General features: G+C 38.4%; 10 protein-coding genes. 9 read left to right on the top strand and 1 reads right to left on the bottom strand.

Translation table 11 applies throughout. From position 1 onward, the window contains the following. The first annotated feature begins 4 nt into the window (after positions 1-4). From JEP36_RS10270 to emrB, 5 genes are all read left to right on the top strand, one after another. Positions 5-412: a hypothetical protein gene (locus tag JEP36_RS10270; protein ID WP_198630164.1), complete on the top strand. Its 408-nt coding sequence runs from the start codon at positions 5-7 to the stop codon at positions 410-412. Between the two features lie 166 nt (positions 413-578). Further along, complete coding sequence (locus tag JEP36_RS10265) at positions 579-1,787, top strand: MFS transporter (protein WP_198620369.1); 1,209 nt, start codon at positions 579-581, stop codon at positions 1,785-1,787. Positions 1,788-2,277: 490 nt separating this feature from the next. Continuing rightward, positions 2,278-2,805: a transcriptional repressor MprA gene (gene mprA / locus JEP36_RS10260; RefSeq protein ID WP_023581117.1), complete on the top strand. Its 528-nt coding sequence runs from the start codon at positions 2,278-2,280 to the stop codon at positions 2,803-2,805. Positions 2,806-2,997: 192 nt separating this feature from the next. Continuing rightward, positions 2,998-4,176: a multidrug efflux MFS transporter periplasmic adaptor subunit EmrA gene (emrA, locus tag JEP36_RS10255; RefSeq protein ID WP_109374059.1), complete on the top strand. Its 1,179-nt coding sequence runs from the start codon at positions 2,998-3,000 to the stop codon at positions 4,174-4,176. Positions 4,177-4,191: 15 nt separating this feature from the next. Then, on the top strand, positions 4,192-5,709 hold the full coding sequence (emrB, locus tag JEP36_RS10250) for a multidrug efflux MFS transporter permease subunit EmrB (RefSeq protein ID WP_109374058.1): 1,518 nt from the start codon (positions 4,192-4,194) through the stop codon (positions 5,707-5,709). 90 nt (positions 5,710-5,799) lie between these two features. On the opposite strand, the gene JEP36_RS10245 is transcribed toward emrB, so the two are convergent. Beyond that, complete coding sequence (locus JEP36_RS10245) at positions 5,800-6,963, bottom strand: tRNA/rRNA methyltransferase (RefSeq protein ID WP_100159391.1); 1,164 nt, start codon at positions 6,961-6,963, stop codon at positions 5,800-5,802. A 231-nt stretch (positions 6,964-7,194) separates the two neighbouring features. Between JEP36_RS10245 and JEP36_RS10240 the strand changes: the two genes are divergently transcribed. The 4 genes from JEP36_RS10240 (at position 7,195) to JEP36_RS10225 (ending at position 12,610) form a co-directional block, all read left to right on the top strand. Continuing rightward, positions 7,195-7,896 (top strand): tRNA-uridine aminocarboxypropyltransferase, encoded by a 702-nt coding sequence (locus JEP36_RS10240; RefSeq protein ID WP_196534197.1) that lies wholly within the window; start codon positions 7,195-7,197, stop codon positions 7,894-7,896. A 28-nt stretch (positions 7,897-7,924) separates the two neighbouring features. Further along, the gene (locus JEP36_RS10235; RefSeq protein WP_198620367.1) at positions 7,925-10,594 is read left to right on the top strand and encodes a bifunctional acetate--CoA ligase family protein/GNAT family N-acetyltransferase; all 2,670 of its coding nucleotides are present in this window, start codon (positions 7,925-7,927) and stop codon (positions 10,592-10,594) included. Positions 10,595-10,772: 178 nt separating this feature from the next. Continuing rightward, a complete protein-coding gene (gene pssA, locus JEP36_RS10230) occupies positions 10,773-12,131 on the top strand; it encodes a CDP-diacylglycerol--serine O-phosphatidyltransferase (RefSeq protein ID WP_198630185.1) in 1,359 nt (452 codons plus the stop codon). A 131-nt stretch (positions 12,132-12,262) separates the two neighbouring features. Beyond that, on the top strand, positions 12,263-12,610 hold the full coding sequence (locus tag JEP36_RS10225; RefSeq protein WP_198620366.1) for a YfiM family lipoprotein: 348 nt from the start codon (positions 12,263-12,265) through the stop codon (positions 12,608-12,610). The last annotated feature ends 34 nt before the right edge of the window (positions 12,611-12,644 follow it).

The following is a 12,644-nucleotide window of genomic DNA, read 5'->3' as shown; positions in this document are numbered from 1 at the left end:
AACTATGCTGACAACAAAAACTAGCGGTAAAGTCATTGTGTCTTTAACTCAAAGTTGGCGCTACTTACTGCTGTTATCACTGTTACCTTATATAAGCACATTGCCTGTATTTAGCCTTTATTTTCACAATAAATTGGCTTTCTTTATTGCTTCTCTTTTATTTTTATTTACTCAATATCATCTTTTTCGTTTATGGCTTGATAGCCATTTTTTTCAAGCTCTTTATCGTTATCAAGACGATGTTAGTTTTGATGAAAGTCTCTCTATATTATTTCCTAAACGTCCCCAAAAACAGACTATGGAAGCCCGTTGGCTAGGGACTAAACGCCTATTTTCTTTTGCCGTGATTGGCGTTTCAATTCAATGGATATGGTGTTTGGCTATGCTCTTTTTTACGCTTTTTAGTTATTAACAAGCAAAACCCAATGTTTATTTATTATATAAAACAATATGTTATAAAAATATATTCTAAGGTTTTGTATCAAATTAATTGAACATCTCTATCACAGTAATTCTTTTCTCAAAAAAATGACTCATGTTACTATCATTTACCTTACAAATGATTTGTTACGAGTATTATGGAAAACACCGCACCACAAACATCGCTAAGCAAAGGCCTTATTTTACTTATGGCGGTTGCCACAGGTATGGTTGTTGCCAGTAACTACTATGCACAACCTCTACTTGATTCAATCGCAAACTATTTCCACATATCTGCTACTTTGGCTGGATTTATTGTCACCACCGCACAATTAAGTTATGCCATAGGGTTAATGTTATTAGTGCCTCTTGGCGATATTTTTGAACGTCGCTCACTCATTATTACCATGACATTAATTTCAGCAAGTGGCCTATTAATTACCGCCATGGCATCTAATATTTGGGTGATGTTAATAGGAACTGCACTCTCAGGCATGTTCTCCGTTGTAGCTCAAATTCTTGTTCCTTTTGCTGCAACGCTTGCCGCGCCACATCAACGTGGAAAGGCTGTCGGAACGATTATGAGTGGCCTTTTACTCGGGATCTTACTGGCGAGAACCGCATCTGGGTTAATGGCGTCATTTACTAATTGGCAGGGTATTTTCTGGATAGCCAGTATTTTTCTGGCGATTTTAGCCATCACCTTATGGCGCTGTTTACCCACTTATAAAAGTGAAACCAACTTAAATTATTTCCAATTGCTAGGTTCTATTTTCAAATTATTTGCAACAACTCCCGTATTAAGAACTCGCTCATTAGTTGGTGCGCTTATTTTTGCTCACTTTGGTTTATTGTGGACCTCAATGGCCTTTTTATTGGCTTCTGATCCTTTTAATTACTCGGATGCTGTGATTGGTTTATTTGGTCTTGTAGGTGCCGCAGGTGCATTAATGGCGGGTAAAGCGGGTGTATTAGTAGATAAAGGAAAAGGCAAGAAAACCACCACAGTAGGATTAATCATCCTCTTTCTTTCTTGGGGTTTTATCATTGTTGCACCTTATTATCACTGGGTTGGGCTCATCAGCTTTATTATTGGCGTTGTCCTGCTAGACTTAGCTGTTCAGGGTGTTCATGTCACCAATCAGAGCACCATATACCGTATTTTACCTGATGCTAGAAACCGCCTGACTGCCGCTTATATGACAAGTTATTTTATTGGTGGTGCGCTAGGATCTTTACTATCAGGTTATGCTTATCATCAATATGGATGGACAGGTGTTTCTATCGCCGGATTAGTCATTGGTGTTATCGGTCTGATTGTTTGGTTTTTAGGTTATAAAAATGATCCAATAATCCACGCCGAATAATTTTTAGACCCAAGGATGGGTTATATTATTTCTTCACCCCCCACTAATCAGAATAAAATGTGAATGTTTTAACAGCGTGATTACTATTAATGTATATCATCATCCCATTCTTTATTAAGAAAATTATATCAATCCACCCAATAAAGCACTGTATAAATAATTTCATTTAGATACTATCTACATACCAACCATTGATAGTGATAATAAATTTATTACGTGTTTTATCGTAAAAAATGATCCCTTTTTTCGCAAATAGACTACTATTCATTGTCAGATAAGTGATAAATTGATTTTATTAACTTATTGCAAAGAGATAAGTACCTATCTTTTTTTTGTGTTATCATTCAGAAAATTTATGAATCAGGTAACATAATCAAAAAAACATAGTGACTATAAATAATAAAAATTGCTAAATTGTGTGTTTAATATACCATTTAACATGTTGATAACAAAATTATCCTAATTTTCGAAACTAACAAGGTGTCTAAAAATGGAAAGCTCATTTACGCCAACAGAAGAATTACTAAACACTCGCGCTACACAACAGAAATCGCTTAACAAAGATATTCCTTATCAAGAAATTTTGTTAACTCGCCTTTCTATGCATGTTCAAAGCAAACTTCTTGAAAGTCGTAATAATATGTTGAAGTCTCAGGGTATTAACGAGACATTATTTATGGCACTAATGATTTTAGATACGACAGAAAATCGTAGTATTCAACCATCAGAATTAAGTGCAGCTTTGGGCTCTTCAAGAACAAATGCAACCCGTATTGCTGATGAACTTGAAAAGCAAGGTTGGATTGAACGTCGTGAAAGTCATAATGACCGCCGTTGTTTACATCTCCATTTAACTGATGCAGGTGAAGAGTTTTTAAATAGCTTATTACCACCGCAGCATCAGTGTTTAAAACAAATCTGGTCTGTATTAGATCAATCCGAACAAAGACAGCTTGAAACGCTAATGCGTAAGTTATTATTACAATTAGATACTTTGGCTGAAAAAGGTTGTGAATAAGTAGCATAATAAATAGTTTTATTGATCTAATCCTATTTACGCCATAAATCGGCAAACATACTTACCCATTAGCATTTATAATTTACCTTCACGCTAATAATTATTCTAAGATTGACTTTATAATTATGTTTCCAGTTTTAATACTGGAAACATATCTAATGATGTTTTTCTGGTTTTATGGAGATCTTCTAAATGAGTGTTAATGAGGAAAATACCCCCCCTCAGGCTCCCATTCGCAATAAAAAACGAACTCGCCGAAATGTTCTACTGTTGCTAACCATCCTATTTATTGTTGCTGGCGCAGCTTACACAGCTTATTGGTTTTTGGTGCTAAGACATCATGAAACGACAGATAATGCTTATGTGACTGGTAATCAAATCATGGTGATGCCACAGATTTCTGGTTCTGTTACCACCGTTTATGTGGATAACACTGATTTTGTAAAAGCGGGTGAACCCTTAGTTTTATTAGATTCAAGTGATGAAAAACTGGCATTAGAAAAAGCAAAAACAGCATTAGCTAATAGTGTTCGCCAAATGCATCAGCAAATCATCAACGGCCGTCAATTAAAAGCAAACATCGTTTTACGCGAAACAGAGCTCACTAAATTACAGAATGATCTTCGTCGCCGTGAAGTTTTAGGCGAACGCAATGTTATTGGTAAAGAAGAACTTCAACACGCCAGAGAAGCTGTTTCTACTGCAAGAGCGGCTTTAGAAGTTGCAAGAGAGCAATATAATGCTAACCAGGCAATTATATTAAATACACCAATTGCAAAACAACCCTCTGTTTTACAAGCATCAACTGATGTTCGTAATGCATGGCTTGCCTTAGAACGTACTAAAATTTTAAGCCCAACAGATGGCTATGTTTCACGTCGTAGCGTTCAAGTTGGCGCACAAGTCTCACCAGGTAAACCGTTAATGGCCGTTGTTCCTGTAACGGGTATGTGGATTGATGCCAATTTTAAAGAAACCCAGCTCGCCAATATGCGTATTGGCCAACCAGCAAAAATCACAACAGATTTTTACGGCAAAAAAGTTATTTATCACGGTACGGTATTAGGTTTAGATATGGGAACAGGGAGTGCTTTCTCATTATTACCTGCGCAAAATGCCAGTGGTAACTGGATAAAAGTCGTTCAACGTTTACCCGTTCGTATTTCATTAGATGAAAAAGAATTAGCAGAAAAACCATTACGTATTGGTCTTTCTTCTGAAGTGACTGTCGATACGATTAACCTTGATGGGAAAGTATTATCACACAGCGAACGCCAAACACCTGCTTACCATACTGATGCTTTAACCATTGATATGTCAGAGATTAATAAACTGATCAATGAAATCATTGAACAAAATGCAGGACAATAAAGGCGAGGTGTAAAGGTGATCAAAGAGCCATTACAAGGAGGAAAACTTGCTTTAATGACCATCGCCCTTGCGTTGGCAACCTTTATGCAAGTTCTCGATTCTACAATCGCTAACGTAGCCATTCCAACTATTGCAGGAAACTTAGGTGCCTCTAACTCACAGGGGACTTGGGTTATTACCTCTTTTGGTGTGGCGAATGCTATTTCTATCCCAATTACAGGTTGGTTAGCAAAACGTATTGGTGAAGTTCGACTCTTTATGTGGTCAACGGCACTTTTTGCGTTAACCTCTTGGCTTTGTGGTATTTCACAAAGTCTTGAAATGCTTATTTTCTTTCGTGTGCTTCAAGGTTTAGTAGCTGGACCACTTATTCCTTTGTCACAAAGTTTGTTATTGAATAACTATCCACCAGCAAAACGAAATATGGCGCTTGCACTATGGTCAGTGACTATTGTTGTTGCACCGATTTTAGGCCCTATCTTAGGTGGTTACATCAGCGATAACTATCATTGGGGATGGATATTCTTTATTAACGTTCCATTTGGTGTGTTGATTATTATGTGTATATCAAACACCTTATCTGGGCGCGAAACAAAAACTGAAATTAAACCAATAGATACCATTGGCCTTGTTTTACTCGTCGTGGGTATAGGTGCTTTGCAAATCATGCTTGATCAGGGTAAAGAGCTCGATTGGTTTAATTCAACAGAAATTATAGTCCTCACTATTGTGGCGGTGGTCGCACTTAGCTTCTTAATTGTTTGGGAGTTAACAGACGATCATCCAGTGATAGATCTTTCACTCTTTAAGAGTCGAAACTTTACCATTGGTTGCGTCACACTCAGCCTCGCCTATATGATCTATTTTGGTACTATTGTTTTACTGCCACTACTTTTACAAGAAGTCTTTGGCTATACAGCAACATGGGCTGGATTAGCATCAGCATCCGTAGGTTTATTGCCTTTAATTATCACACCAATTATAGGTAAGTTTGGTGGTAAAGTGGATTTACGTTATATCATCAGCTTTAGCTTTATTATGTTTTCTGTGTGTTTTTATTGGCGAGCTTATACCTTCGAACCAGGAATGGACTTTGCCACTGTGGCATGGCCACAATTCTGGCAAGGTTTAGCAGTTGCGTGTTTCTTTATGCCATTAACGACAATGACATTATCTGGGTTACCACCAGAAAAAATGGCATCAGCGTCAAGTCTTTCGAACTTCTTAAGAACATTGGCAGGGGCAATTGGCGCATCGTTAACCACAACAATTTGGACACAAAGAGAATCACTTCACCATGAAACCTTTGTAGAAAAAATTAATCCACTCGATCCAGATTCGCAAATGGCGTACCAACAAATGAATGATCTGGGTCTTTCAAATGAACAAGCGTCAGCGTATTTAGCTAAGACTATTACAGAACAGGGATTGATTATTTCAGCCAATGAAATTTTTTGGTTAGCAGCAGGTATTTTTCTTATCATGATGATTGTGGTTTGGTTTGCTAAACCGCCATTCTCACCAGGAAAATAATGCTATTAGCGTAGATCTTATAAATAAAAATCCCGCTTAAAAATCATAATGATTAAGCGGGATTTTTTATTCTTTAAAGCAATAAAGCGATTAGCCTTGGTGCTGACGCCACCATTCTGCTAATAACACACCAGAAGCCACTGAGACGTTTAAACTTTCAACGTGCCCAGTACCACCGATGTAAATGCTCATATCACCTTGATTTAATGTGCTTTCACTTAAGCCATCTTTCTCTTGACCTAAGATCAGTACCATTTTCGCTGGTAATTGTGCTTTTGATAATGGCACACTGCCTTTATGGCTTGATGTTGCCACCAGCGTATAACCCGCTTTTTTAAATTTATCTAAAGTTTGAGCAAAGTTATCAGCATCAATACCTTGGATATATTCAGCACCACCTTCTGCGGTACGAACAGCAGCACCAGATTCTAATACAGCGGAATCAGGAGAGATAACCCCTTTCACACCAAAGTGCGCACAACTACGCATAATTGCACCGACGTTATGTGGATTTCCCACATCTTCAAGTGCTAAAACGCAATCATGTTCAGGTGCATCTTTCAAATAGGTTTCTGCATCATGACCAACACGTTTTTTAATTAAGAAGCATACGCCACCATGGTGATCGGTACGAGCGGCTTTGACCATCTCTTCTTCTTCAACAACATGATAGGCTTTACGATTTGCAGCCATCCATTTTAGTGCATCACGAAAACGTGGTGTCACATCTTGTAAAAACCAAGCACGAACAATAGCATCAGGACGATTTTTAAACATAGCCTGACACGCATTTTCACCATAAATGCGCGTTTCTTCTAAACGTTGGCGGCGCAACTGTTCAGGATCGATTTGGCTCTTACCAGTAATGCCATCGTGCTCTTTAATTGCCTCTTCGCCAGCAGGGCGAGAAACTGTTTTCCATGGAGAAAAACTTCCGCCTTCGCTATCGCGAGAAGGTTTTGATTCATTACGTGATGCGCCACGCCCTGAAGGCTTACCTGCACCGCGGTCATCACGACGAGAAAATTTGTTATCACCACGTCTGTTATCGCGATTTTTATCGTCGCGGTTATCACCACGTCTATTATCACGATTTTTGTCGTCACGGTTATCACCGCGTTTGTTATCACGGCTATCACCACGACCATTTTCAGGACGGCGGGATGGTTTTTTAGGTTTATTATCGGCATTGTCCTCACTACGGACATACATTACTTTTACCTTGCCGTTTTTACCTTCATAAGAATCGTTCATTTGTCTCTCCAACTGCAATAGGGGCGCAGATTACATGATAGTTTAGCAACTGTCACCGAGAGAATCACGCACAGGAATCGATAAACTAATCAGGATCAATTGATAATTAACTCCATCTCATGCATAACCAATATATCAGTATGATTTTTATGATAAAAACAGACTGAATAGTTTGTTTGTTTTGAACATGATAATATTCGATTCTTTTTTATGAGTATTGGTCAATCTGTTATGCGTGACAATGCAGTCTCTCGACTTCGTCAATATCGACTTTCGATTTCGACTCGCCCTTTTAAAGCACGAGGTTTTCGTACCAAACGTTGCTCTTTTTGCTTATTACCTGAAAAACAATGTCTTTGTGACACGATTGTCAATCAACCTGCAAAAAGCCAATTTTGTTTATTGATGTATGACACCGAAGTGATGAAGCCAAGTAATACGGGGAAATTAATTGCCGACGTATTGCCAAACACGCAGGCTTTTTTATGGTCCCGAACCGCTCCAGAACAGGCCTTGCTTGATCTAATCAATACACCAGATCGGCAAGCTTATGTTGTCTTCCCTGAAAGCTATGCGTCAAATGAACGTGTTGTATACAACCAACTCCCTGCAAATAGCAAACCACCTTTGTTTATTCTCCTTGATGGCACTTGGAGTGAAGCACGCAAAATGTTTCGCAAAAGCCCTTATCTCAATTCATTACCCCTCTTTTCTTTAAATGAGGCAAGTAAATGTGAGTACATACTTCGCCAAGCAGCAAGGGAAGATCAACATTGTACAGCAGAAGTTGCAGCTTCTATTTTAGAGAATGTCGGCGATATTCAAGCCTCACAACAACTTTTTTCTCATTTTAGTTACTTTCGTCAACAATATTTACTTGGAAAACCAGACCGGAGTCAGGCAAAAGAAGATCAAATCAGCTACATTGAATAGCAGTTGATAATGAAACTCTGGAGTGGATATGAGCCAACGAGGTCTTGAAGCACTATTACGTCCTAAATCTATTGCGGTGATCGGTGCCTCTGAAAAATTAGGTCGAGCAGGAACCACCATGATGAAAAATTTGCTCAGTGGTGGATTTAATGGCCCAGTGTTTCCGATTAATCCTTCTCGTGGCTCTGTATCTGGTGTTTTCACTTATCCTTCTATTGATAAATTGCCTCAAGTTCCTGATCTCGCGATTATTTGTACACATCATCGCCGCAACCTTGAGCTACTAAAACAATTAGGTGGATCTGGTTGCAAAGCCGTGATTGTGCTTTCTGCACAACCTGAACAATTTCAGCCAATAAAATTACTTTGTCAGCAATATCATATCCGTTTACTTGGCCCAAATAGTTTGGGGCTTTTAGCTCCGTGGCAAGGTTTAAATGCCAGCTTTTCACCTCTTCCCGTTAAAAAAGGAAAGTTAGCTTTTATTTCGCAATCAGCGGCTGTCGCCAACACGATTTTAGATTGGGCTTATTATCGTAATATCGGCTTTTCCTATTTTATTGCGCTAGGTGATAATCAAGATATCCAAGTCGATGATTTATTAGATTTTCTAGCAAGAGACAGTAAAACCAGTGCTATTTTATTGCATCTCGAACATATAAAAGATGCACGACGATTTATGTCAGCATCTCGTAGTGCTTCGCGTAATAAACCCATTCTGGTGATAAAAAGTGGTCGTACTCAAAAAGCTCAACTGTTATTGGGCGATACACCGAGTTATGACGTGGCTTATGATGCCGCTTTTCAACGTGCGGGTTTATTACGAGTACAAGATACCCATGAGATGTTTTCTGCCGTTGAAACACTTAGCTATATGACGCCTTTAAAAGGCGAAAGATTAATGATTATGAGTAATGGCTCTGCACCTGCTGCAATGGCAGTTGATGAGCTATTTTTGCATTCAGGAAAGCTCGCACAACTTACAGATGAAACAAAACAAAAACTACAAAGTGTTATTCAAGAAGAAAATGCCATTCGCAACCCGCTAAACTTAGGTGATGATACAACGGTTGAACGTTATATTTTGGCATTGAATTGTTTGTTAGATAGCCATGATCATGATGCTTTACTCCTTATTCACACACCGAGTGCCATTGCTCCTAGCATTGAAACTGCGCAACGAGTCATAGAAGCCATCAATAAACACCCTCGACGTAAATGGCTTACCGTTTTCACTAACTGGGGCGGAGAGTATTCCTCTCAGCAATCACGCAAATTATTTAGTGAAGCAGGAATTCCAACCTATCGAACACCTGAAGGTGCCGTCACTGCATTTATGCATATGGTGGAATATCGCCGTAACCAGAAGCAGTTAAAAGAGACACCGGCATTACCTTTAGATGTCAAAATGAATACGCAACAAGCACATCGTTGCATTGAAGAGGCATTAAAAAATAAGCAATATCGATTAGACACACACCAAGTTCAGCCAATTATGGAAGCTTACGGCTTTAATACTCTTCCTACTTGGATTGCCCATAATGCACAAGAAGCTGTCAATATTGCTGAAAAGATTGGTTATCCTGTTGCGCTGAAGTTGCGTTCTCCTGATATCCCTCATAAGTCCGAAGTACAAGGTGTTATGCTTTATCTTCGAGACAGTACAGAAGTATCATCAGCAGCTCATGCTATTATAGAGCGTGTTACAGAACTCTACCCTCAAGCACAAATTCAGGGATTATTGGTGCAAAGTATGGCGAATAGAGCTGGCTCTCAAGAACTACGAGTCGCAATAGAGCAAGATCCTATTTTTGGTCCATTAATTGTATTAGGTGAAGGGGGAGTTGAGTGGCAAATAGAAACTAAAGCTGCAGTTGCTTTACCACCTCTTAATATGGCGCTTGCCCGTTATCTAGTTATTAATGCGATAAAAAGCGGAAAAATACAGCCTAGAAGCGCTTTACAGCCTCTAAATATATTAAGTCTAAGCCATTTATTGGTGCAGGTTTCTCACTTACTTTTAGATTGTCCACAAATTGTCAGATTAGATATTCATCCTCTACTGGCTTCAGGTAATGATTTTACACTACTCGATGTCGCGATGGAGTTAGCGCCTCTACAAGGCGATCCTCATCAAAGGCTCTCTATTCGCCCTTATCCCAATGAATTAGAAGAAACCTTCTTTCTAAGAGATAACAATCCTTGCTTTATCCGCCCTATTTTGCCGGAAGATGAACCGTTACTTAAAACCTTTATAAACCAAGTAACAAAAGAAGATCTTTATTATCGCTATTTTAGTGAGATCAGTGAGTTTACGCATGACGATCTCGCGAATATGACCCAAATTGACTACGATCGAGAAATGGCTTTTGTTGCAATCCGAAATCCAGAAGATCGGCCTGAAATCATTGGTGTTGCCCGTGCAATGGCAGATCCGGATAATCAGCATGCAGAATTTGCTATTCTTGTGCGTTCTGATTTAAAAGGAAATACTTTAGGTCATCAACTTATGACTAAACTTATCAACTATACTAGAGAACATGGCATTAAACGTTTGACCGCGATAACCATGCCTGAGAATCGCAACATGATAAGTTTAGCGAAAAAACTGGGATTTTCTGTTGAAGTACAATTTGATGAAGGAATAGTCAATCTTGATTTGCAGCTTGGAACATCAAAAGATAGCCCAACGCTATAATCATAAGAGAAAGTTTCTTTATGTGATTGTTCACGCATCCTTTGATAAATTAGCTATATATGATGATTTTATGCGTACATCCCATATAACTAATGTTATGATCAGAAGATCGGTTAAAGAAAATCTACATGGACGATGGCTCCATCTGCCATCATAAACAAGAGAATTAAGCACTGTGATGTTGTCTAAACTAAAACTTGCTAAGCATCAACAACACCTTGCACAACTGCCTAAATTAGCTCAGTCAGTTGCTGATGTTGAAACGCTTTATCAGACGTCCGCGTTTCGCAGCACCTTATTGAAATATATTGCTCAAGCAAAGAAAGAGATCTTTATTACGGCTCTTTACCTAGAGCACGATGAGGCTGGTGAAGAGATCCTTGATGCGCTTTACAGCGCAAAACAACAACGTCCTGAATTATCCATTACAGTTATTGTTGACTGGCACCGTGCTCAACGTGGGCGTATTGGTGTCTCTGCTGATGCAACGAATGCAGATTGGTACTACCACGTTGCACAGCAACACCCTGATGTCGAGATCCCTATTTACGGTATTCCCGTAAACACTCGTGAAGCATTAGGTGTATTACACCTTAAAGGCTTTATCTTTGATGATACGGTTATCTATAGTGGCGCAAGTATTAATAATGTTTATTTGCACAAACTGGATAAATATCGTTATGACAGATATCACATCATCCAAAATAGCGAATTAGCCTCCACAATGAAGCAGTTTATTGTGACTGATCTTTTGCAATCAGAAGCGATTCAACGATTGGATATCAAAAATAGAGTTCGTTGTGCCGAAATTAAAAACTGTATTCGTCAATTTCGTTTCAATTTACGCACTCGTGATGGCTATGATATTAAAGCCAATGCGTCTAACAACGAGCTGGCAGTAACACCTTTAATGGGTTTAGGTAAGAAAAATATCTTAAATAAGACAATTTCTCACCTTATGGCTTCTACTGAAGAAAAGCTTGTTATTTGTACACCTTATTTTAATTTACCTGCGATCCTTGTACGTCAAATCAGTCATTTATTAAGAAATGGCAAGCAAGTCGAAATTATTATTGGTGATAAAACTGCAAATGACTTCTATATTCCACCAGAAGAGCCATTTAAAATTATTGGTGCTCTACCTTATCTCTATGAGATCAATCTGCGTAAATTTACCCAACGTTTCCAACGCTTTATTGATAATGACCAATTAACAGTAAGACTTTGGAAAGATAACGATAATACCTATCACCTAAAAGGCATGTGGGTTGATGATAGCTGGCAATTAATTACTGGTAATAATCTTAATCCGCGTGCATGGGGATTAGATTTAGAAAATGCCATATTAATTCATGATCCTAAACATGAATTACATGAGCAACGACACAATGAGTTAGCCTGTATTCGCCAACATACTATTGTCGTAAAACATTACCAAGATCTAGAAAATATTAAACTTTATCCTCTAAAAGTGAAGAAATTAATCAAACGATTACGACGTATTCGTGTTGATAGATTAATTAGCCGTATACTTTAAACGCTAACGCTTCCCGTCCTAAAGCCTTACTTAAATATCAGTAAGGCTTTTTTGTTTTCTAAAATTATCTTCTATACTTAATAAGCACTTATATTAAAATATTTTTATCAGTGAAAAGGCTTTTATTTTTTATGAAACTAAGGCTTAAATGTGGTTCTCTGATCATTTTATTATCAATAATGACTTTAACGGGTTGTCAGTCATTTCATTTTGCCAATGATAATTGGCAAGGCAAAGATAAAGCTCAACATTTTTTATTTTCTATGGTTGCTTCAGCGGGCGCAAATGCGTATGCAGATCATCAAAATTATGGTCATAGAGAAGGATTATTAATTGGGCTCTCGTTTTCGATTAGTTTAGGTGCAGCAAAAGAGCTTTATGATAGTCGTCCAGAAGGTACTGGCTGGAGCTGGCATGATTTTGCTTACGATGTTGCGGGAGCTGCGGCGGGTTCATTGCTTTATCAGCAATTAAAATAGTGTTTTATTCCTCAAAAATAAAATAGAGACAGAG

Source organism: Proteus sp. PR00208 (assembly GCF_016238545.1).
Classification (GTDB): domain Bacteria; phylum Pseudomonadota; class Gammaproteobacteria; order Enterobacterales; family Enterobacteriaceae; genus Proteus.
Note: the sequence above shows the minus strand (reverse complement) of the source record. Positions and strands in the feature narration are given on the sequence as shown.